We start from the raw sequence: 21,727 nt of genomic DNA, 5'->3' as shown, positions 1-21,727 counted from the left end.
GAAAAAGCGTCATGGCTAATTCGGAACTGAACAAGGCCGGCAAGACCGGCTACATCCTGACGATGGGGGAAATCCTTGTCGAGATTATGGCGGCCGAGCGCGGACAGTCCTTTCGGCGGCCCGGCACGCTCATCGGTCCATATGCCAGCGGTGCGCCCGCGATCTTCATCGATCAGGTAGCCCGCATAGGCAGTCGCTGCGCGATGATCGGATGCGTCGGCGACGACGACTTCGGCATCCTGAATGTGGAACGCCTGCGCGCGGACGGCGTCGATGTATCGGGCATTGCGGTCATCAAAACCGCGACGACCGGTAGCGCTTTCGTGACCTACCGGGAGGACGGTGAGCGTGACTTCATCTTCAATATTGCGAACAGTGCGTCAGGTCAGCTATCGGTTGACAACATTCGCGAGGACTTCCTGAACGACTGCAGACATTTCCACGTGATGGGGTCGTCGCTGTTTTCGTTTCGCATCATCGAAGCGATGAAAAAGGCGATCGAGACGGTGAAGGGCCATGGCGGGACAGTCAGCTTTGATCCGAATGTCCGTAAAGAAATGCTACGTATCCCGGAAATGCGTGAAGCGCTCGATTTCGTTCTCGACTACACGGATGTGTTCCTGCCAAGTGGCCATGAAGTGACGTTGCTTGTAACGGCGGGTTCCGAGGCGGGAGCGATCGACGAGCTGCTCAAACGTGGTGTGCGCGAGGTGGTCGTCAAGCGCGGGAAGGATGGTTGTAGTTTCTACGACGGCACCAGCGAGACACATCTTCCTGCTTTCTCCGTCGAAGAGATTGATCCGACCGGTGCCGGTGACTGCTTCGGCGCGACGTACATCGCATGTCGCTCGCAGGGCATGGAAGCCGGGCAGGCGCTGCGCTACGCCTGTGCCAGTGGCGCAATGGCGGTGACCGTCATGGGGCCAATGGAGGGAACGGCGACACTCGCAGAGCTTGATGCGTTCATCGCAAGAACATCGGAGCACAATCATGCATAACGTCGTTGCACGGCTGGCCGGCCTGTCCGTCGATAGCGCCGCGGGTCAAACGTTGAAAGGCATCTACTCGATCTGCTCCGCGCATCCGTGGGTGCTTGGCGCCGCCATGAAGCAGGCGCTGGACGACGGCACGCCGCTGCTGATCGAGTCGACCTCGAACCAGGTCGATCAGTTTGGCGGGTACACGGGAATGAAGCCTGCGGATTTTGTGCGCTTTGTCCATCTGATCGCGGACCGTGTCGGCTTCTCGCGCGACCGTCTGATCCTCGGCGGAGATCATCTCGGACCGAATGCGTGGCGAGGCCTTTCCGCCGAAGAAGCGATGCAGCGGGCAGAGGCGTTGATCGACGCGTATGTCTCGGCTGGTTTCTCCAAGATCCATCTGGACACCAGCATGAGCTGCGGCGGCGACCCAGCGCGACTGTCGGATAGCGTCGTCGCGGAGCGCGCCTCACGTCTATGCGCTGTTGCGGAAACGGCGGCCTTGCGCGAAGGGAAAGCTACGAAGCCAGTTTATGTTATAGGCACCGAAGTCCCTGTGCCGGGGGGCGCCAGCGAAGAGCTGGAGAGTGTAGAGGTCACGCGCTGGGAAGCGGCTCTCGACACGGTCGCGGTTCATCGCGACGCGTGGCGTGAGCGGGGGCTTGATGAAGCGTGGGAGCGGGTGATCGCGCTGGTCGTTCAACCGGGTGTCGAGTTCGATCACACGAAGGTGATCGATTACAAGCCTGATCTCGCTACGAAGCTTTCCGACGTTCTCACACAACTACCGGGCATGGTCTTCGAGGCCCACTCGACTGACTATCAGAAGCCAGAAGCGCTCCGGCAACTCGTTCGCGACGGGTTCGGGATTCTGAAGGTAGGTCCGGGCGTGACTTTCGCGCTACGCGAAGCATTGTATGCGCTGGCAGATATTGAAGCAGAGATCGTCGCGGAGAGCGAACGCTCAAAACTGCACGAAGTTGTCGAGGCAGTCATGCTCGCCAAACCCGGGAATTGGGAAAAGTACTACCACGGCGATGACAACGAGAAACGTCTGCTCCGTACTTACAGTTATAGCGATCGAGTGCGGTATTACTGGGCCGACCCCGAAGTCGAGGCCTCGGCCCAAAAACTGATCAACAATCTCGCGGCAATTTCGATTCCGGAAAATCTGCTGAGCCGGTATCTTCCCGTCCAATATTGGGAGTTGCGCCGCGGCGTTATCGACGGCTCTCCCATGAGCATCATTCAAAGCAAGGTAAGAGAAGTCGTCGGGATGTACGCGTCGGCATGTCGCATTTGAATCTGAAAGCACCCGGGCTCGAGTGGCCTGTCTTTCAATGACGGACGATTTCTTATCATATGAGTAGTAGTGCATAGCAAATTTACAGGTAATTGTACTGTGAACTGAGGAAAGGCTTGAACCCGATTCCTTTCGGTACGATTTTTTGACAGGAGACGTACATGCAACTCAAAGACAAGGTTGCGATTGTGACAGGTGCGGCGGTCGGCATTGGCGAAGCAGTTGTACGCCGCTATCTGGACGAGGGTGCAATGGTCGTTGTCGTTGACGTAAAACCACAGGCCGAGCTTGAAAACACGTATAGCGACGTACCTGCGGAGCGGATCGTGCTCATCCAGGCCGACGTCACGAAGCGTGAAGGTATCGAGGGAATTGTCCGCGCAACTGTTGAGCGATTCGGGCGCGTCGACATCCTCTTTAACAATGCTGCGATTTTTGACATGCGCCCATTGCTGGAGGAATCGTGGGAGATATTCGACCGTGTCTTTGCGGTAAATGTGAAGGGCATGTTCTTTCTGATGCAACGCGTTGCGCGGCAGATGGTGGAGCAGGGAGGGGGCGGAAAAATTATCAATATGGCCTCGCAGGCTGGCCGTCGCGGTGAGGCACTGGTATCGCATTACTGCGCGAGCAAGGCTGCGGTGATCAGTTACACCCAGTCAGCAGCTTTGGCGCTCGCGCCTCATCGCATCAACGTGAATGGTATTGCACCGGGCGTAATTGACACGCCGATGTGGAAGGATGTCGACGCGCTTTTCGCGCGCTACGAAAACCGGCCGGTCGGCGAGAAGAAACGTCTTGTCGGAGAGGCCGTGCCCCTGGGCCGTATGGGTCGTCCGTCTGAGTTGACGGGTGCCGCAGTGTTCCTCGCTTCGGCGGACGCGGATTACATCACCGCCCAGACGCTCAATGTCGATGGGGGAAACTGGATGAGTTAACGGCACCCGTCTTACGCTGCAAGCGTGGTGCACAGGGCGCTCTCGATCTTTGGAGCACGACCCGTCGAATCGGATCACCCAGGCAACGATGTAAACGCACGATCAAGGAACAATCATGGTCTTTAAGTCGAACACTACTTATGACTTTACGGATGCTGTCGTCGTAGTCACTGGCGCGGCGGCCGGAATCGGACGCAAGACTGCGGAGCTTTTCGCAGAGGCGGGCGCGACGTTAGCACTCATTGACCGCTCTCGGTCGGTGACAGAGGTGGCGTCAGGTTTGGGCTCAAAACATGCCGGCTGGATTGTTGATGTAAGTAATGCTGAGTCTGTAACTGCAGCTGCGAACGAAATTCTGACGCGATTTGGTCACGTGGACGTGTTGGTCAATAACGCCGGTATCGGACCCCTGGCGCCGGCGGAGAATTTTCCCTTGGAGACGTGGGATAAAACGATCGCTGTCAACTTGACGGGGCCGTTTCTGATTGCGCGAGCGTTCGCGCCAGACATGCTCGCGCGCAAGAGCGGCAGGATTATTAACCTGGCGTCCCAAGCCGCTGTGATCGGCATCGAGGGGCATCTTGCCTACTGCGCAAGCAAAGCCGGAATTATCGGAATGACCAATTGCATGGCGCTCGAATGGGCACCTATGGGAGTCACGGTGAATGCGATTTCACCAACCGTGGTTGAGACTGAGCTAGGGCTAAGCGGATGGGCGGGGGAGACGGGAGAGCGTGCCCGAGCTGCAATTCCAACCCGTCGGTTTGCGAAACCCGCCGAGATAACTTCTGCAATCATGTATTTGGCCAGCACGGAAGCCGCCATGATAAACGGAGCAAACGTGATGGTTGACGGCGGTTACACCATCACTTAAGCCGGGCGTTCTACATGAATTTCCGTTCGTTTGTCTGGTGAGCCGGCTGGGATACTTCATTCGTGATTGAAGCTCTCTGTCCGATTTATGTGCTTGATAAGTTTTAAGGAGACGAAAATGAAAGCAAAGCTCTATCGTGGAGAGGGAATCCTGCGCACGTTATGCCGTTGTTTCACAATGACGGCGGCGATGTGTAGCGTCATGGGGGCATGCAGCGTTGCATACGCGACTACCATCACGGTCGGCGTTCCCAACAATAACGACCAGATTGAACTGAAGAAGCTGTCATCGGCTTTCGAGAAGGCTAACCCGGACATTCAATTGAAATGGGTGGTGCTCGAGGAGAATGTATTGCGTCAGCGCTTGACGACGGACATAACGACCAATGGCGGGCAGTTTGATGTCCTGGCAATCGGAACCTACGAGGCGCCTCTGTGGGGAAAGCGTGGCTGGCTCGTGCCGCTAAAAGACTTACCGACGGACTATGACGTCAACGACCTGTTCAAGACTGTGCGAGATGGTTTGTCCTATGACGACAAACTCTATGCGCTTCCATTCAATGCAGAAAGTTCGATGACGTTCTACCGCAAGGATCTGTTCGCGGCAAAGGGCCTGAAGATGCCCGATCAACCGACCTACGAACAGATCAAGGGATTTGCCGACAAACTGACTGACAGGAGCAATGGCGTATATGGCATTTGCCTTCGCGGCAAGGCGGGGTGGGGAGAAAACATGGCCTACGTCGGTACGCTCGTCAACACGTTCGGCGGCCGGTGGTTTGACGAGAAATGGCATGCACAGATCAATTCTCCTGAATGGAAGAGCGCAATCGGTTTCTATGTGAACCTTCTACAGAAAGATGGCGCTCCCGGTGCCAGCTCGAATGGCTTCAACGAGAATCTTTCATTAATGTCTAGTGGCAAGTGCGCCATCTGGGTCGATGCGACCTCAGCTGCCGGCATTCTCTACAACAAGAAGGAATCTTCGGTGGCAGACAAAGTGGGATTTGCGGCAGCGCCAGTCCAGGCGACGCCTAAGGGCTCACACTGGTTGTGGTCTTGGGCGCTTGCGATCCCGAAGACGTCAAGATCGCAAGACGCAGCGAAAAGATTTATTGAGTGGGCGACTTCAAAGGAATACATCAAGCTTGTCGGCGCCGATATTGGCTGGGCATCGCTGCCACCCGGTACCCGGCTCTCAACTTACCAGTTGCCTGAATACAAACAGGCTGCTCCGTTTTCAGACTTTGTGCGCAACGCGATCGAGACTGCGGATCCGGGTCATCCGACCGCGAAGCCTGTACCGTACACCGGTGTGCAGTACGTCAGTATTCCTGAGTTCCAGTCGTTCGGTACGGTGGTCGGTCAGAGCATCTCCGGCGCGGTTGCTGGACAGTTGACGGTCGACCAGGCATTGGCAGCCGGTCAGGCCGCCGCGGACCGTGCGGTGAAACAGGCCGGGTACCAGAAGTAAAACAGGGATCAGCCACTGGAGAAATACGGCACGCGCCGGCTGATACCCGTCAGTCGGCCGCGAGCTTTGTGAGCGGCGAAGTGCCGGTCGTTGACGGTCGGTATACTACTCGCTGAAAAGCACCGCCCTCGTACTGCGCAAGATCGCGAAGGGCTCAACTGCAACGGAGCATATTCGCGTGCCGAACAAGCAATCCCGACATCAACATGGATTCAACGGGCCTCGCGTGCGCGATCTCAATCGGGCACTCGTGCTCGAAGCCATCCGGCAGGACCCGGGCATCGGGCGCGCCGAGATCGCAGCGTCCACACGTCTGACCGCAGCGACGATCACCAATATCGTCGCTGCGTTGATCGCGGATGGCGCCGTCGAAGAGTCGGCTGAGCGTGAGGCACGGACCACGGGGCAGCCGGTGCGCCGTCTGCGCATCATCCCCGGCTATGCGGCCACGATCGGCCTGCACTTCGACCACGAGTTCGCGACCGGCGTGCTGGTCGACGTGGCGGGCAACGTGATCCATGAAGCGCGCAAACAGTTGTCGATCGAGGACCCCGCCAGTGCAGTGCATGTGCTCGCAGGGCTGTACGATGGCCTGCACGACCATCCGCAACGTGTCGGTAAGCTCCTTGGCGTGGGGGTTTCAGTGATGGGCGCGATCGATAACGTGCGCGGCCTTGTCTGCCAGTCGGCCGAATACCCCGCCTGGCGTGATTTCGGGTTTCGTGACGCGTTGTCCCAGCATGTCGAGCATGAAATCCATATCGAGAACAACGGCACGGCTGCGGGTCTGGGCGAGTACTGGTTCGGCGATGGCCGGCGATTGGGCAGCTACATCCATGTCTTTATCGGCAACGGCCTGGGTGGCGCGTTGCTGATGAATCGCCGGGCGGTACGCGGCCTCACCGGCAACGGCTGCGAGATTGGCCACGTCAATGCTCATAGAGAGGGCAAGCCTTGCTTCTGCGGTGCGCGCGGCTGTCTCGAAACCGTCGTGTCCTTGCGCGGACTGGCTCACGCTCTCGGGCATGAGCGGGTCGCCGAATTCGATCTCACGGCCTTTTATGCAAAGCACAGCGATGCTTTCGATCCGTGGGTCGAGCAGGCCGGCACCGACCTGGGCCGGGTGCTAGCTGGAGTATCCAACGTAGTCGACGTGTCCGACATCATCATTAACGGATTGCTACCGCCCGAGTTACTGCAGCGTCTGATCGAGCGCACGCGCGAGGTGGCGCCCGAGTACGAGATGAACGGTCGCCCGGGGCGCCTCGCTTTCCACCAGGGCCGCGCAAATAGAGAGATTTCGGCTGCGCTTGGCGCGGCCACGGTGCCGCTCTACGAAAATCTGTTCTAGCACCGCCAACAGGTCGATCAGGCTGCTGGTTGAACAGCCAGACGGCGAAGTCTCCGTCACCATGCTCGCCGGCGTTTGCCAGAAGGTCGAGCCGCTTTAGGGCGGCCCAACTGTACGCAAGAGCTTTGCGAGATGGTTGTTGCGCAAGCAAATGATCCGGGCGTTCGCGGCTGATGAGTGACGAACGTCCGGTCGCAAGGTGGTGGCAGACTGAAACGAGAGCGGACAACGCCATTGACAGCAAAGTGCGGCGAAGCAACCGTTTGAAAGCGGCATACTCACGTCACGAAAGCAGGCTCAGAATATCAACGTTGAAGCTCGCATCGAAAACCATTCCACCTAAACTCAGCGCAGCCGTCTAACCTGACTCGGCGTGACATTTCCGGCAAATCGATTGCCGACGATATTTTTGCTATTCAGTGGCGATGGCGCCGGCATCCTCGCAGGTGTAGCCCAGTGCTTCGGCGACCTCGGGACAGGTTACTTTGCCGAACGCGACATTCAGGCCGCGGCGCAGATGTTCGTCATCGGTAAGCGCCTTGCGCCAGCCCTGGTCGGCGATTTGCAGGACAAAGGGAAGCGTCGCGTTATTCAACGCATAAGTGGACGTGCGCGGCACACCGCCAGGCATGTTTGCGACACAGTAGTGTACGACTTCGCCAACTTTGTACGTGGGGTCAGCGTGAGTCGTAGGCCTCGCGGTTTCGCAGCATCCTCCCTGGTCGATCGCGACATCGACGATGACGGAGCCGGGGCTCATCGCATCAACCATCTTGCGCGTGACGAGTTTGGGCGCAGCGGCGCCGGGCACGAGCACGCCACCGATCACGAGGTCGGCATCGAGTACGTGTCGTTCGATGTTGTCCTGATTCGAATACACGGTGATCACGCGTGCGCCCAGCAGCCGGTCCATGCGTCGCAGCGCATCGACATTGCGGTCGATTACGACGACCTGCGCACCCGTGCCGACAGCCATCTGCGCGGCATTGGTGCCGACCACGCCGGCGCCGAGGACCACAATCTTCGCGGAGGGCACGCCCGCCACGCCGCCAAGCAGGATGCCCTTGCCACCGTGCGCGCGTTCCAGGCTGAACGCGCCCGCCTGAATCGACATGCGGCCCGCAACCTCGGACATGGGCGCGAGCAGAGGCAGTCCGCCGCCGCGTTGCGTGACGGTCTCATAGGCGATGCAGACCGCGTTGCTTCGGACGAGATCGGCGCACTGCTCGGGGTCCGGCGCGAGGTGCAAATAGGTGAAGAGAATCTGTCCTCGGCGCAGCATCGCACGCTCGGGCGCCTGAGGTTCTTTCACCTTGACGATCATGTCGGCAGCGGTAAACACCGCTTCTGCGCTGGGCGCAACCTGCGCGCCCGCGGCCCGGTACGCGTCGTCCGTTGCGCCGATGCCTGCGCCAGCGCCTGTTTCGACGTCTACGCTGTGTCCGTGCGCGACGATCTCGCGCACGGAAGACGGCGTGAGACCGACACGATACTCATGATTCTTGATTTCCTTCGGAACGCCTACGTGCATATTGCCTCCTGTATGAGACTGCCGGTCTGCCGCGAAATGATCTGATTTCTCACACGCCCAGCACGAGCGGCGAGCGTTGGCGAGGGAGGCGTCGACGACGCTAACGCCCGCAGCGGGATCGCAAGAAACGATCGCCACCGCCTTCCCGATTTCATCTGTTGGCCACGCCATCGCCGGGTGCCTGGCCAGTAGCACGTTGTGACGAGTAGCATCGGAGCGGGATGCATGCGGGAATCGAGCGTGACGTAGGTGCTATATCCGGCTACTAGTGGTGATTTCCACAATACTATCGACGGTGTGCTAGAGGTTGTTAATGTAATTGTGGTGAATTTTGGTTGAAACGCCTGAATGAGGCGACATGTGTCCATCATCTTACATCGCAGGCCTAAGGGTTTATAACTAGTCCTGTCTCTTCCATGTCTCCCCTTTCGCATGCAACCTTATTGTTGCCGAATGTGCAACGCCAACTTGTTGTTCGAACTCAATCCGCTGCAGCCGGAGCACTCGGATCAGGTTCGCCTGTATCAGGCCTCAAACATTTTTGACCCCGTCTCACCAGCTCATCCGGGTATGGACGAAGGCGATCGAGTTCGAACACGCCTATCCTTTGCTGGGCAGGAGAACTTATGTCTACGTGACCAAGGCGTTGCAAGCCAGGACGGTACCCGACCAACACGGCTACGCACAGCGTATCTAGCGCGGTCCGAGCAAATACGCACTCACCATCCCCACAAGCTCTCGCTTCAGGATCGGCGTTCCCAGCGTCCCTCTATGCGCGGCATCATGAATGACACCCGCAACTGCAGACGAAAGAACTTGCGCGGTCATTCCAACTGATTCCCGTCCACGCCGCTTCCCCGTTGACACAACCATCGCCGTGTAGCAACCGAGATACTCCGTCTCGAACTTGTCGTGAGCGGACCTCAAACCGTCGACGTAGGGCGTCTCCTCAAGAAGCACGCGATGGAGTGCCGGATTGATGCTATGGACCCCGATCATGCCGTCGACCAGTTGCTCGACACGCCGTGCGAGCGTCATCGTCCCGTCGTCGATTGCGCGTAGTACCGCGAGAATTTCGTCGAAGTGGCGAGCCATGATGGCCTCCACCAACACGTCCTTATTTGGAAAGTATTGGTACAAAGAGCCAATGCTCACGCCGGCGACTTCAGCGACTTCGTTGGTCGTGAATCTAGCCCAGCCCCTGCGCCCCAAAACCTGTGCGCCTGCCGTGAGAATAGCCTCGACCGTAGCGCGCGCACGTGCTTGCCGCGGGGCTTTGCGCATCGTTAAAGCACGCGCGGGAATGCGAGTAGCCAAATCGCTGCCCTCAAGTGAATATGAGCCATATGCTCACATTATTCGACGCGCTTGACAACGACATGCACGCCCATCTCGCGAGGACGCTCCGATGACCGCCATACCTGGCACCTGTCGCGAAGTTCGATTGAAGGTCAGACCCGACGGTCTGCCCAGCGCAGGCAACTTCGACATCGTTTCGGTTCCGTTGCCGATACCCGTGGACGGCGAGGTGCTTGTCCGCAACCGCTACTTTCTCGTGTCGGCTTCACTGCGCATGATGATCAGCAAAGGGGCCGAAGATGTGGACGGTGTGCCTTTTCGGGCCCTGCGCGCGGGCGAGACACTCGCAGGGGAAGCGCTGGGCGAAATCGTTTCAGCGCCCGCAGGCAGTGGGTTCTCGCCAGGCGACCTGATTCTGCATTTTCGGGGCTGGCGCGAATACGCGACCGTGCCCATCGCACAATGCCGGCCGGTAGAGCCTGGCTTGCCGGACCCGGTCGGCTACCTGGGGCATGGATGGACGGCTTATGCAGCGCTCACGCGCGGCGTGCAGATCCGGCCTGACGACACGGTATTCGTTTCCAGTGCTGCGGGCGCGATCGGTTCAATGGCTGGACAGATCGCGCGATTGCTCGGTGCGGGCCGCGTTATCGGCAGTACCAGCTCCAAAGAAAAGGCAGCCCGTCTCGTGTCCGAGTTGGGATATGAAGCAGCGGTGTTCCGCGGCGCCACACCGATCGTCGAACAGCTTGCCGAGGTCGCACCCCAAGGTATCGATGTCGTCATCGATAACGTCGGAGGCGAACAGTTGCAGGCAGCCGTCGCCAACGCACGCGTCGGTGCCCGTGTCGTGATTCTCGGCGCGTTGTCGGGGCAATTGGCGACTCACGGCTCCGGCCGAACCGCGCCGGTCGAGTTGGATTCGATCCAGCTTCTTCGAAAGAAGATTACGTTGCGCGGGTACAGCGCAGACGATGATCCTCACATGCATGTGGAGTGGATCAATCGATTCGCCGAGTGGTTGAGAGCCGGCAGCATTCGCTTTCTGCACGAAATCATCGTAGGACTCGAATGTGCGCCTCAGGCCTTGGAGCGAGTGATCAAGGGAGAATACTTTGGAACGGTGGTCGTGAAGTCTTAAGCTGCAGCCTTTCCAGATAGCGGAGACCTTAAAGGACCCAGCTGCATTGCAAAGCGTCGCGCACATTCCAGCCCGAACGCCGTCGGCTCGACGCCGCGATCGTGCTGTACGTCGAAGCCCATTCGCCACGCGGCGATCCGCTTGCCGTAGCACGTGAGAGCGTCGAGCGATTGCATCACAAAGACGATAACCGGCAATGTCTGGGCATAGAGCGATTCGGCCTCCTGCTCAAGTCCGTTAGCGAACGCCTGTTGTATTGCAACCTGCCAGTCGAATGTGTCCGGAGCAACGATCAATCCGGCACATCCTGCCCGCAGATTGTCGACGAGTTCCTGTCCGCCCCTGCCATTGAAGACCGGTAGCGTATGACCGAGCGCGCGCAGCCGTTCGACCGTGCGCTGAATCGTGGTCGCAGGTCCCTCGCCTTTAAGCAGGCAGAAATTTGGACATCGACTCGCAAGCGCCACGATCGATTCCGCCGACAAGCCGACGCCGAGGTATTCCGGCGCGTTCTGGATTCCGACCGGGACGTGTGTGCGCTGCATCACCGCTGCAAAGAAGTCGAAGTAGAACGATTCCGGCTTGTCGCGCATTGACGGCGGCTGAAGGATCAGCCACGAAGCGCCGCGCCCGACGGCATAATCAGCCATGGTGACTTGCGCATCCACGGTATCGCCTGTGATCGTGACGACGAGCGGTACGCGTGCGGCAATGTCTTCGCTTGCCCAGTCGATCAGTTGATGTTTCTCATCAAGTGATAGCCGATTTACCTCGGTCGCAAGACCGAGTATGACGATGCTCCGAGCGCCAGCCGCGATCGTCGCATTGATCTGCGTCCGTAGTGCTTCGCGATCCAGTTGGTTGCGGGCGTCGAAGTAGGCATAGAGAACAGGCCAGATTCCGCTCGGCGCAGAATGGGTGTCAGGTGTCATCGATATCATCCGCTGCCAGGTGGGGTTCAATGCGAGTCGCGCGGCACGGCCGCGCCGCTCGATCCGACCAGGAAATCGAGATCGGCGCCCTGGTCCGCTTGCAGCACATGGTCGACGTAAAGCTTGTAGTAGCCGCGCGTGGGCGGCGCAGGCGGCTGCCACGCGGCGCGCCGGCGCGCGAGTTCTTCGTCGGTGACGTCCAGATGCAGACGGCGGGCGTCGACGTCGAGTTCGATCATGTCGCCGGTTTGCACGAACGCGAGCGGGCCGCCCGCAGCCGCTTCCGGCGATACATGCAGCACCACCGAGCCGTACGCCGTGCCGCTCATGCGGCCGTCGGAAATGCGCACCATGTCCGTGATGCCTTTTTGCAGCACCTTCTTCGGCAGCGGCATGTTGCCGACTTCAGCAAAGCCCGGATAACCCTTCGGCCCCGCGCCCTTGAGCACCATGACACAGTGCTCGTCGATGTCGAGCGAGTCGTCGTCGATCTTGGCGTGCAATTCCTCGATGTTCTCGAATACCACCGCACGGCCGCGATGCTTCAGCAGATGCGGTGTCGCCGCCGACGGCTTGATCACCGCACCGTTCGGCGCCAGGTTGCCCTTGAGCACCGCAATGCCGGCCTTGGGCTTGAACGGCTCGGCAAATGTCGTGATGACCTTCTCGTCGTGATTCGGCGCGTTGCGCACGTTGTCCCAGATCGTCTTGCCGTTCACCGTCAGCGCCTCGCGATGCAGCAAGCCTTGCTCGCCAAGTTGCTTCAGCACGGCGGGCAACCCACCCGCATAATAAAAATCTTCCATCAGGTATTCGCCCGACGGCTGCAGATTCACCAGACACGGCACGTTCGAACCGAGCTCCCAGTCCTCCAGCGACAGCTCCACGCCAATGCGCTTGGCCAGCGCGATCAGATGCACGACCGCATTGGTCGAACCGCCAATTGCCGCATTCGTGCGAATCGCGTTTTCGAAGGCCTGGCGCGTGAGGATCTTGTCCATCGTCAGATCCTCGCGGACCATATCGACAATGCGCCGGCCCGCCAGATGCGCGAGCACCTGCCGACGTGCGTCGACCGCAGGAATCGCCGCGTTGTGCGGCAAACCCATGCCGAGCGATTCCACCATCGAGGCCATCGTCGACGCGGTGCCCATCGTCATGCAGTGGCCGCGCGAGCGGTTCATGCACGACTCGGCTTCGGTGAATTCTTCCTGCGTCATCGTGCCGGCACGCACTTCCTCGGACATCTGCCAGACACCCGTACCGGAGCCGATGTTCTTGCCTCGAAAGCGGCCATTGAGCATGGGGCCACCCGACACGGCAAGCGCGGGCAAATTGCACGACGCCGCGCCCATCAGCAGCGCCGGGGTGGTCTTGTCGCAGCCGACCAGCAGAATCACACCGTCCATGGGATTGCCACGGATCGATTCTTCGACGTCCATCGAGGCGAGATTGCGGAACAGCATCGCGGTCGGGCGCAGATTCGACTCGCCGAGCGACATCACCGGAAACTCGAGCGGCAAACCACCCGCTTCGTGAACGCCTTTCTTCACATACTCGGCAAGCTCGCGAAAATGCGCGTTGCACGGCGTCAGTTCGGACCACGTATTGCAGATGCCAATCACCGGACGTCCGTCGAATTCGTCGTGCGGAATACCCTGATTTTTCATCCACGAACGGTGAATGAAACTGTCCTTATCGTTCCTGCCGAACCAGCTCTGCGAGCGAAGTTTGCGCATGTCGTCTCCTTCGGTGTTTGTCGGGTACTTTTTGACAACCAGTTAATTGACTATCCCTGCGAGCGAAGTACTCCGCCGCGACCCATTGCGTCAAGGTCGCGCCGCGTAGAAAGGAGTAGCCAGGTCATGGCGGCATGCGCTTCCGCGGGTTGTCGCCGGCGAATCGCTTCAAAGACGTTCCGGTGTAGCTGCAAGGACTCTTTCGGGGAGGCCGCATACTGACCCGTCACCCGGATCTCGGCGGCAAGCGCTGCCCGGATCGTCACGATCAATTGTCGTAAAACCCAGTTCCCGGTTGCATCGATGATTGAGGTGTGAAAAGACAGATCTGCATCGTGCCAACCTGGGCCGCGCGTTCCTTCGGCCTGAGCTCCCATTGAAGTGAGCGCAGCTTCTATCCGTTCGATATCCTGATCGTTTGCGCGTTGTGCGGCGAGCTCCGCGGCGCGAGGTTCAATAAGCAGACGTGCCTCGATCAGAGCCTGAAAAAATTCTACATCCGCTACATACGTGACGGCTACGTCGAGCACGGTCGGGTCCAGCAGATTCCAGGCACTACGGGGCAGCACGCTGGCTCCCTTGCGTCGCCGCACTTCGATCAGGCCAAGGGACTGCAGCTTTTGCATGGCTTCCCGCGCCGCGGTTCGGCTGACCCCTCTTGCCTGAGCCAGTTCGATCTCGTTCGACAGGGAAGTGCCCGGCGCATGACGCCCGGACACGATCGCTTCGATCAAATCGGCGACGATCGACTCATGAAGCTTCAACATTCTCCCTCTCCGAATCGATCAATAATTTAGTCTGACATATTTTCCTGATGTCGGCCAATATTCACGAAAATGTCCAATATTTGCGAAAATATGACGTACATATAGGCTCGACAAGCAAGAGTTTGTTATACGCACTCGTCACACGTAAGACGTATATCGGATAGGGAATAGGGGGCCACGGGGGAGAAATTCTCACTTCAGTTGCCGGCAGGCGCGCGGTTGCGCATCGCCCAGCACGGAGTGCGGTTTATCGATTGGCAACGCATCACGATGGCCGATGGCCGACCTGGGCTGTCAGCCGATCACCGCATCCCGCTTTTAAACGCCACGCTGCCGTTCCTAGCTCGCGGCAGCCTCAGCGTCTTTTTCGACCAACACCTGATTGACCACATCCAGGAAAGCCTGCACGAGCCGCGCGGCCTTGCGCTCGGCGAGGCAGGCGACATGCGCGTGAGTCAACACCTGCTCGCCCTGAATCGTCAGCTTGCGCAGCCGCGAGTCGTCGACATGCTCGCGCTCCGACACCGCTGCTATTCCGAGCCCAAATATGACTGCTTCGCGCACGGCCTCCCGGCTACCCACTTCCAGCGCAAAGTTTGGCTCGATGTCGTGCTGGCGTAGTGCGTCTTCCAGCGCCTTGCGGGTGGTGGAGCCCGGCTCGCGCATGATCATGGGCTCGTCACGAAGTTCTTCCAGACGGACGCTGCGCCTACGCGCCAGCGGATGCTTCGCTGGCACGATGATGACCAGCGGGTGTTGACGATAGGGCACGTAATGAAGCAGGGGGTTGGCGCCGTATTGCGCTAGCACGGCGACGTCCGTTTCATACGACAACAGACCGCGTACGGTTTCCTCCGAGTTGCCGAGCCGGATCGATACGCGCAATCCCGGATAGCGAAGATGAAATGCCGCGACGATTTCCATTGCATGGAGTGGCCCGACCGCACCCACGTGGATGATTCCGGTGCTCAGGCCCGCCGATTCCTTCAGAAAGTCGATTGCCTCCTGTTCGTTACCGAACATCCGCTGGGCAATCGCAAACAAGGTTTCCCCGGCCGCCGTCAGGATGATTCGACGGCCGCGGCGGTGAAACAGCTCCACCCCGTAGCTTTCCTCCAGATCCCGCACCTGCGTTGTGACAGTCGGCTGACTGACGTGCAGCGCCCGCGCGGCGGCCGTGACACTGCCGTGCTTGCCGACGGCGTAGAACGAGCGCAATTGAGTGAGTCGCATAGATTGGTTGAATACATCGACAGAAATATTTGTATTTTTACTATACATCGATATTTCCCATAATTCATCCGTAACGACAGTTCACAAAACGAGGGGAGACGATGAACGGTGTCTTTTGGAATCCTGTAGAGGTGAATTTCGGTCCTGGCTGTATCGCGCGGCTACCCGAGATTCTCAATGGCCGCCGCGCCGTTGTTGTGACGTTCGCGGAGGCGGCTCAGATCGGCCTCGTGCAACGTGTGAGCGAGTTGTGCGGCGACAGCGTGGTCGCGGTAATCGACGACGTACAACCGAATCCGGACGTCACCCACCTCGCCGGGATGTACCGCGATTTCTGGCGAAAGCACGAGGATTGTCCGGTCGTGGTCGCGATCGGCGGCGGCAGTGTGCTCGACACGGCGAAAGCGCTGATGGTCGGAACACAAAGCAATGAGTTTGACGAACTACTGGCCTTGCTCGACACGGGCAAGCCGTTCACACCGCCGCGCGTGAAGTCGCTGATCACGGTGCCGACTACCGCAGGCACCGGCAGCGAAGTGACACCGTGGGCGACGATCTGGGACCGCACGATCAAGCAGCGCAAGTATTCGCTGCAGCTCCCGCAGACGTGGCCGGAAGCCGCGATCGTCGATCCGGATCTCACGCTGTCGCTGCCGCACTCGGTCACGGTGCAGAGTGGTCTCGATGCGCTATCGCACGCGCTCGAAGCTATCTGGAACGTCAATGCGAATCCGATTTCCGATGAATTCGCCGTGTCCGCTGCGCGCGACATGCTGGCCACGCTGCCGGCGCTCGTCGGGAATCTGCAGGACCGGAAGCTACGCGAACAGGCTTCGCTCGCAGCGCTCAAAGCCGGACTCGCGTTCTCGAATACGAAGACCGCACTAGCCCATTCCATTTCGTATGAGATGACGATTCATCACGGTCTGCCTCACGGCATTGCGTGTTCGTTCACGCTGCCGATGGTGCTGGATCTCGCGCTTGGAAAAAGCGCTGCGCGCGACGCCGTGCTCGCGAAAGTCTTTCCGTGCCCGCTGGCAAATGCGCGGGACTACCTGACCGGTTTCCTCGAAGCGTTGGGTGTGCAAACATCGTTCTCGAGCTACGGCGTCAGTGTTGAGGAGTCGGACCGGATGATTGCGCACGCACTCAGTGGGCCGCGCGGACGCAATTTCATCGCCGCAGCGGCCTGACGTTTTCGCAGTAGCGAGGCAAGGGGATCAGCATCACGCGACGGTGATAGAGGAGGAAAAGAGACATCCGGTTTCGTACCGGCGTATCTTGCAGCACAACAAAAGCCGCATGAACGGCAAGTGCTGAGGCAGCGGACGTCAGGCGACGTCACGGGCCCGGCAACTATCAGGAGACAAGCAATGGAAGCAGTGGATATTGCAGGAGGCCCGGCAGTCAGCGTCGACGCCAGGTCTGTGAAGTCGGTTGCCCTCGCCAGTCTGATCGGCACGACGGTCGAATGGTATGACTTTTTCCTCTACGGCACGATCACCGGACTCGTATTCGACAAGCTTTTCTTTCCGACGGGGAACGCATTCGTTTCCACCATGCTGGCCTATACGGTGTATGCGGTCGGCTTTGTCACCCGGCCGCTCGGCGGTGTGATCTTCGGCCATTTCGGTGACCGGTTCGGCCGCAAGCCATTGCTGGTGCTCACGCTTTCCATCATGGGCGTGTCCACGTTCCTGATCGGGATACTGCCAACCTATGCGTCGATCGGTATCTGGGCGCCGGCCTGTTTGCTCTTGTTGCGGCTGCTGCAGGGCATTGGGCTGGGCGGCGAGTGGGGCGGTGCAGTGCTGATGGCTTTCGAGTATGCACCTCGCAAACACCGCGGCCTGTACGCGTCATATCCGCAGATCGGGCTCGCAATCGGCCTGTGCCTGAGCAGTGGCGTGGTGGCCGCGCTGACGACCTGGCTGACGCCCGACGCCTTCCTGCAATGGGGATGGCGGGCCGCCTTCATGGCCAGCATCCTGCTCGTTGCCGTGGGCATGTTTATCCGGTTGCGCATCGTCGAGACGCCCGCATTCACGAAGATTCGCGACACGCACGCGGTTGCGAAAGTACCGGCGCGCGAGGTATTCACCGATTACCGCAAGAACGTGTTCCTGGGTTGGGGCGCGCGCTATATCGACGGTGTGATTTTCAACGTGTATGCAGTGTTCGCGCTGAGCTACCTGATCGGCATCCATCACTATGCGAAGTCGGCGATCCTCGTGGCCGTGACGCTTGCCGCACTGGTGCTGATGTTCATGATTCCGGTCGCGTCGCGCCTGTCGGACCGGATCGGCCGTCGCAAGGTGTTCGGCTGGGGTGCGCTGGCCTGCGGCCTGAGCGCGTGGCCAGCCTTCGCGGTCTTTCATTACTCGACCAGTCTCACTGCCGTGACTGCCACCATCGTGATCGTACTCGGTGTGATCTACGCGTTCGTCTACGGGCCCGAGGCCGCGATGTTCTGCGAACTGTTCGATACGCGGGTGCGCTATAGCGGCATCTCCATCGTGTACCAGGTATCGGGCATTGTCTCCAGCTCGATCACACCGCTCGTCGCAACGGCGCTGCTGCACTACGGCAATTTGCAGCCGTGGTGGATTGCCCTCTATATCGCGTGCGTTGGGTTGCTCAGCTCGGTTTGTACGTACTTCATCCGGCGCACGTTCTGAACATCTGACCTCCAGGGGAGCACGATATGAATCCAGTTTCAACCATAGCCGTCAACGGCCGAAGCTATCGCTTGCCGCATCGGCCGACGGTGATCGTCTGTGTCGACGGTTGCGAATACGACTATCTGAATCGGGCGGCAGAAGCGGGCGCCACACCGTTCCTGCGCGAGCTGCTCGAAAATGGCACGGCGCTGCACGCGAAATGCGTGATGCCATCTTTCACCAACCCGAATAACCTCTCGATCGTGTGCGGCGCACCGCCGGCCGTGCACGGCATCTGCGGTAACTATTTCTACGACCGCGATGCCGACGAAGGCCGTGGCCGCGAAGTGCTGATGAACGATCCGCGCTATTTGCGGGCCGGCACCCTGCTGGCTGCCGCCGCCGAGGCGGGCTCCCGTGTCGCTGTGGTCACTGCGAAAGACAAGTTGCGCGCGCTGCTCGGCCATGGCCTGCGTGGAATCTGCCTGTCCGCGGAAAAGGCAAACGAGGCCACCGTCGAGGCGAACGGCATCGATCAGGTGCTGGAGCGCGTCGGCAAGCCGCTGCCCGAGGTATACAGCGCAGACCTCTCCGAATTCGTCTTCGCGACCGGCGTGTGGCTGCTTGAAAACGATCGCGTGGATCTGATGTATCTGTCGACGACCGACTACGTCCAGCACAAGTTTGCCCCGGGCACCGACGGCGCGAACGCGTTTTACGCGATGATGGACCGGTATCTGTTGCGCCTGCACGAACTGGGAGCCGTAATTGGCATCACTGCGGATCACGGGATGAACGCCAAGCACGATCCGAAGACGGGCGAGCCGAACATCATCTATCTGCAGGACCTGCTCGACGACTGGCTCGGACGCGGCGTCGAAGCGGGCGGTGTGCGCGTGATCCTGCCGATCACGGATCCGTATGTCCGCCACCACGGAGCGCTCGGCTCGTACGCGACGGTGTATCTGCCGGCCAATGACGACGGCGTTGAGTTGCGTAGGCGGCTGGCTGGATTGCCGCACATCGAGGCGGTGTTGACCCGCGAAGAAGCGTGCGCGCGCTTCGAACTACCACCCGACCGTGTGGGTGACCTCGTGGTCATCAGTGACCAATCCTATGTGCTCGGCAGCAGTGCCGCGGCGCACGATCTCTCGGGGCTGACCGTGCCGTTGCGCTCGCATGGCGGCTTGTCTGAGCAGACCGTGCCGCTGCTGTTCAACCGCGCGCTTGCCGGGCCGCTCGAAGGCCGGACCTTGAGGAATTTCGACGTATTCGATATCGCGTTGAACGAGCTTCAGGAACAACCTGCCCTTGCATCGCGTCCGGAGCAGCACGCATGAACCATATCGATCGGAAATCGCCGCAGTTTCGCGAAGAGGCGCTGCGCATCGACGGCAACAAGCTGACGCGCGACCGCGTGATCGAAGTGACCAATCCCTACACCGGGGACGTGGTCGGCACCGTGCCGAAGGCGTCGGTCGACGACGTGCGCCTCGCCTACGAGGTCGCGCTCCGATACCGGCCGACACTGTCGCGCTTCGAGCGCGCATCGATCCTCAACCGCGCTGCGGAACTCCTGCGCAGCCGGACTGAAGAGGCGGCCGCGCTCATTACGCTCGAATCGGGTCTATGCCTGAAAGACTCGCGCTATGAGATCGGGCGCGTGGCGGATGTGTTCAACTTCTCCGCGAGCGAGGCGTTGCGCGACGACGGGCAGGTGTTCTCGTGCGACCTCACGCCCCACGGAAAGAAGCGCCGCGTGATCACGCAGCGCGAACCGCTCCTCGGTGTCATTACGGCGATCACGCCGTTCAATCACCCGATGAACCAGGTGGCGCACAAGATCGCGCCGGCAATCGCCACCAACAACCGTACGGTGTTGAAGCCGTCCGAAAAGGTGCCGCTATCCGCGTACTACCTGGCGGATCTGCTATATGAAGCCGGGTTGCCGCCGCCGATGCTGCAGGTCGTGACAGGCGATCCGGCCGAGATTGCCGATGAGCTGATCACGAACCCGAATGTCGCGCTGGTGACGTTCACGGGCGGCGTTGCCATCGGCAAATACATTGCCGAGCGGGCCGGTTATCGGCGCGTGGTGCTGGAGCTTGGCGGCAACGATCCGCTGATCGTGATGGACGACGCCGATCTCGAGCGCGCTTCCGATCTTGCCGTGCTCGGTTCGTACAAAAACTCCGGGCAACGCTGCACAGCGATCAAACGGATTCTGGTGCAACGGACGGTGGCTGATCGCTTCACCGAACTCGTGGTCGAGAAGACCCGGGCGTGGAAGTGCGGAGACCCGAGTGATGCCAATAACGACATGGGGACGGTCATCGACGAAGCGGCCGCCGCACTGTTCGAAGCGCGAGTGAATCAGGCCGTCGCGCAGGGCGCACGCCTGTTGATCGGCAACGAGCGGCAGGGCGCGCTCTTTCCGCCGACGGTGCTGGATCGCGTCACGCCTGCGATGGAGCTCGTTGCGCAGGAGACGTTCGGTCCGGTCTCGCCGATCATTGCATTCAACGATCTCGACGACGCCATCCGGATCGCCAACGGCACAGCGTATGGCCTGTCTTCGGGCGTCTGCACGGACAGTCTCGAGAACGTCACGCGGTTCGCGAATGAGCTCAATGTGGGAACGGTCAACGTTTGGGAAGTGCCCGGCTACCGCATCGAGTTGACACCGTTCGGCGGCATAAAAGATTCGGGGCTGGGCCATAAGGAGGGTGTCCAGGAGGCGATGAAGAGCTTCACGAACGTGAAGACCTTTACGTTGCCATGGGGCTGAAAACGGGGAGAACACGATGCCAGGCAACATCGAACTGATCTCGAGACTGCTGTTTGCCGCGATGCTGGGCGGCGCCATCGGTTTCGAGCGGGAACGGTTTGCATTTCCGGCCGGGCTGCGTACGCATATGTTGGTGTGCGTGGCGTCCTCGCTCGTCATGATCGTCTCGGCGTTCGGTTTCGAGGACACCCGCTCGATGCCGAACGTCGCGCTCGATCCATCGCGTGTAGCGGCGCAGGTCGTGTCGGGAATCGGTTTTCTCGGCGCCGGCGCAATCCTGCTGCGCGGCGAGGTAGTGCGAGGGCTGACGACAGCAGCGAGTGTCTGGGCCGTCGCGGGCATCGGGCTCGCGGCGGGTGGCGGACTCTACGTGCTGGCGCTGGCGGCAACCGCGATCATTCTGACGACACTCACATGGGTCAAGCCTGTCGCGCGCCAGTTGCGTACGAAGGGGCGACTGCGTCGGGAGCTTCGCCTTCAGGTCGATCGAGGGGCAATCACGCTGCCGGTGCTGTGCCGCGTGTTCGGTGATGACGGGCCGCGTATCAGACAGATCAGCGTAAGCGCCGACGACGACAACGAACAGCATGAACTGATCACGATTTCGCTGTCGCGAATGTCTACCGACGAATTCGTTGCCTATCGCAACATGCTCTGCGAGCTGATTGGCGTGCGTGAAGTTGAGGAGATCGAAGTGCACTGAGGGGGAGTGGTCCAT

The 21,727-nt window shown here is 59.9% G+C and carries 18 protein-coding genes and 1 pseudogene; 12 read left to right on the top strand and 7 right to left on the bottom strand.

Annotated features, from left to right (window positions below; all coding sequences use genetic code 11):
* Positions 1-11 precede the first annotated feature (11 nt).
* From PQR40_RS28420 to PQR40_RS28395, 6 genes are all read left to right on the top strand, one after another.
* Positions 12-998 (top strand): tagatose kinase, encoded by a 987-nt coding sequence (locus PQR40_RS28420; RefSeq protein ID WP_408510320.1) that lies wholly within the window; start codon positions 12-14, stop codon positions 996-998.
* Complete coding sequence (locus tag PQR40_RS28415; RefSeq protein ID WP_408510319.1) at positions 958-2,283, top strand: D-tagatose-bisphosphate aldolase, class II, non-catalytic subunit; 1,326 nt, start codon at positions 958-960, stop codon at positions 2,281-2,283. Before PQR40_RS28420 ends, PQR40_RS28415 begins: the two co-directional genes overlap by 41 nt.
* A gap of 161 nt (positions 2,284-2,444) precedes the next feature.
* Positions 2,445-3,221: an L-iditol 2-dehydrogenase gene (locus PQR40_RS28410; RefSeq protein ID WP_408230825.1), complete on the top strand. Its 777-nt coding sequence runs from the start codon at positions 2,445-2,447 to the stop codon at positions 3,219-3,221.
* 115 nt (positions 3,222-3,336) lie between these two features.
* Positions 3,337-4,095: a GolD/DthD family dehydrogenase gene (locus tag PQR40_RS28405; RefSeq protein WP_408394593.1), complete on the top strand. Its 759-nt coding sequence runs from the start codon at positions 3,337-3,339 to the stop codon at positions 4,093-4,095.
* Between the two features lie 201 nt (positions 4,096-4,296).
* Complete coding sequence (locus PQR40_RS28400; protein ID WP_408231165.1) at positions 4,297-5,568, top strand: ABC transporter substrate-binding protein; 1,272 nt, start codon at positions 4,297-4,299, stop codon at positions 5,566-5,568.
* Positions 5,569-5,794: 226 nt separating this feature from the next.
* A complete protein-coding gene (locus PQR40_RS28395; protein WP_408230819.1) occupies positions 5,795-6,919 on the top strand; it encodes an ROK family transcriptional regulator in 1,125 nt (374 codons plus the stop codon).
* Between the two features lie 412 nt (positions 6,920-7,331).
* Here the strand turns inward: PQR40_RS28395 and ald are convergent, their stop codons facing one another.
* The 3 genes and pseudogenes from ald to PQR40_RS28380 all read right to left on the bottom strand — a co-directional run.
* Complete coding sequence (gene ald, locus PQR40_RS28390; protein WP_408510318.1) at positions 7,332-8,450, bottom strand: alanine dehydrogenase; 1,119 nt, start codon at positions 8,448-8,450, stop codon at positions 7,332-7,334.
* Between the two features lie 693 nt (positions 8,451-9,143).
* Entirely contained in the window at positions 9,144-9,545 is a 402-nt protein-coding gene (locus PQR40_RS28385) for a hypothetical protein (protein WP_408510331.1), read from the bottom strand.
* 12 nt (positions 9,546-9,557) lie between these two features.
* Positions 9,558-9,734: pseudogene (locus PQR40_RS28380) on the bottom strand (TetR/AcrR family transcriptional regulator); the annotation flags it as partial.
* Positions 9,735-9,858: 124 nt separating this feature from the next.
* Here PQR40_RS28380 and PQR40_RS28375 point away from each other — a divergent pair.
* Positions 9,859-10,890 carry an MDR family NADP-dependent oxidoreductase gene (locus PQR40_RS28375; RefSeq protein WP_408510317.1) on the top strand — a complete coding sequence of 344 codons (1,032 nt, stop codon included), beginning with the start codon at positions 9,859-9,861 and terminating at the stop codon, positions 10,888-10,890.
* Here the strand turns inward: PQR40_RS28375 and PQR40_RS28370 are convergent.
* The 4 genes from PQR40_RS28370 to PQR40_RS28355 form a co-directional block, all read right to left on the bottom strand.
* Complete coding sequence (locus tag PQR40_RS28370) at positions 10,887-11,822, bottom strand: dihydrodipicolinate synthase family protein (protein WP_408510316.1); 936 nt, start codon at positions 11,820-11,822, stop codon at positions 10,887-10,889. The genes PQR40_RS28375 and PQR40_RS28370 overlap by 4 nt on opposite strands.
* Before the next feature lie 26 nt (positions 11,823-11,848).
* Positions 11,849-13,561, bottom strand: coding sequence for an IlvD/Edd family dehydratase (locus PQR40_RS28365; RefSeq protein ID WP_408484966.1), 1,713 nt, complete (start codon positions 13,559-13,561; stop codon positions 11,849-11,851).
* Positions 13,562-13,611: 50 nt separating this feature from the next.
* Positions 13,612-14,328, bottom strand: a complete 717-nt coding sequence (locus PQR40_RS28360; protein WP_408484964.1) for a FadR/GntR family transcriptional regulator — start codon at positions 14,326-14,328, stop codon at positions 13,612-13,614.
* A 339-nt stretch (positions 14,329-14,667) separates the two neighbouring features.
* Entirely contained in the window at positions 14,668-15,561 is an 894-nt protein-coding gene (locus tag PQR40_RS28355; protein ID WP_408510315.1) for a LysR substrate-binding domain-containing protein, read from the bottom strand.
* A gap of 101 nt (positions 15,562-15,662) precedes the next feature.
* Here PQR40_RS28355 and psrA point away from each other — a divergent pair, with 101 nt between their 5' ends.
* The 5 genes from psrA (at position 15,663) to PQR40_RS28330 (ending at position 21,712) form a co-directional block, all read left to right on the top strand.
* Positions 15,663-16,754 carry an iron-containing alcohol dehydrogenase PsrA gene (gene psrA, locus PQR40_RS28350; protein ID WP_408238692.1) on the top strand — a complete coding sequence of 364 codons (1,092 nt, stop codon included), beginning with the start codon at positions 15,663-15,665 and terminating at the stop codon, positions 16,752-16,754.
* A 180-nt stretch (positions 16,755-16,934) separates the two neighbouring features.
* Positions 16,935-18,239, top strand: a complete 1,305-nt coding sequence (locus PQR40_RS28345) for an MFS transporter (protein ID WP_408238689.1) — start codon at positions 16,935-16,937, stop codon at positions 18,237-18,239.
* A gap of 26 nt (positions 18,240-18,265) precedes the next feature.
* A complete protein-coding gene (phnA, locus tag PQR40_RS28340) occupies positions 18,266-19,561 on the top strand; it encodes a phosphonoacetate hydrolase (RefSeq protein WP_408238686.1) in 1,296 nt (431 codons plus the stop codon).
* Positions 19,558-21,009 carry a phosphonoacetaldehyde dehydrogenase gene (gene phnY, locus PQR40_RS28335; protein WP_408238683.1) on the top strand — a complete coding sequence of 484 codons (1,452 nt, stop codon included), beginning with the start codon at positions 19,558-19,560 and terminating at the stop codon, positions 21,007-21,009. Before phnA ends, phnY begins: the two co-directional genes overlap by 4 nt.
* A gap of 16 nt (positions 21,010-21,025) precedes the next feature.
* Positions 21,026-21,712, top strand: a complete 687-nt coding sequence (locus PQR40_RS28330; RefSeq protein WP_408238680.1) for an MgtC/SapB family protein — start codon at positions 21,026-21,028, stop codon at positions 21,710-21,712.
* Positions 21,713-21,727: the final 15 nt, after the last annotated feature.

The sequence above is a fragment of the Paraburkholderia sediminicola genome (assembly GCF_046026855.1).
Taxonomy (GTDB): Bacteria; Pseudomonadota; Gammaproteobacteria; order Burkholderiales; family Burkholderiaceae; genus Paraburkholderia; species Paraburkholderia sediminicola_A.
This window is presented reverse-complemented; position numbering and strand designations above follow the sequence as displayed.

Coding starts and splice junctions, on each gene's coding strand:
- PQR40_RS28420 (WP_408510320.1), top strand. CDS start 12: ATGGCTAATTCGGAACTGAACAAGGCCGGCAAGACCGGCTACATCCTG.
- PQR40_RS28415 (WP_408510319.1), top strand. CDS start 958: ATGCGTTCATCGCAAGAACATCGGAGCACAATCATGCATAACGTCGTT.
- PQR40_RS28410 (WP_408230825.1), top strand. CDS start 2,445: ATGCAACTCAAAGACAAGGTTGCGATTGTGACAGGTGCGGCGGTCGGC.
- PQR40_RS28405 (WP_408394593.1), top strand. CDS start 3,337: ATGGTCTTTAAGTCGAACACTACTTATGACTTTACGGATGCTGTCGTC.
- PQR40_RS28400 (WP_408231165.1), top strand. CDS start 4,297: ATGGGGGCATGCAGCGTTGCATACGCGACTACCATCACGGTCGGCGTT.
- ald (WP_408510318.1), bottom strand. CDS start 8,450: ATGCACGTAGGCGTTCCGAAGGAAATCAAGAATCATGAGTATCGTGTC.
- PQR40_RS28385 (WP_408510331.1), bottom strand. CDS start 9,545: ATGGCTCGCCACTTCGACGAAATTCTCGCGGTACTACGCGCAATCGAC.
- PQR40_RS28375 (WP_408510317.1), top strand. CDS start 9,859: ATGACCGCCATACCTGGCACCTGTCGCGAAGTTCGATTGAAGGTCAGA.
- PQR40_RS28370 (WP_408510316.1), bottom strand. CDS start 11,822: ATGACACCTGACACCCATTCTGCGCCGAGCGGAATCTGGCCTGTTCTC.
- PQR40_RS28365 (WP_408484966.1), bottom strand. CDS start 13,561: ATGCGCAAACTTCGCTCGCAGAGCTGGTTCGGCAGGAACGATAAGGAC.
- PQR40_RS28360 (WP_408484964.1), bottom strand. CDS start 14,328: ATGTTGAAGCTTCATGAGTCGATCGTCGCCGATTTGATCGAAGCGATC.
- PQR40_RS28355 (WP_408510315.1), bottom strand. CDS start 15,561: ATGCGACTCACTCAATTGCGCTCGTTCTACGCCGTCGGCAAGCACGGC.
- psrA (WP_408238692.1), top strand. CDS start 15,663: ATGAACGGTGTCTTTTGGAATCCTGTAGAGGTGAATTTCGGTCCTGGC.
- PQR40_RS28345 (WP_408238689.1), top strand. CDS start 16,935: ATGGAAGCAGTGGATATTGCAGGAGGCCCGGCAGTCAGCGTCGACGCC.
- phnA (WP_408238686.1), top strand. CDS start 18,266: ATGAATCCAGTTTCAACCATAGCCGTCAACGGCCGAAGCTATCGCTTG.
- phnY (WP_408238683.1), top strand. CDS start 19,558: ATGAACCATATCGATCGGAAATCGCCGCAGTTTCGCGAAGAGGCGCTG.
- PQR40_RS28330 (WP_408238680.1), top strand. CDS start 21,026: ATGCCAGGCAACATCGAACTGATCTCGAGACTGCTGTTTGCCGCGATG.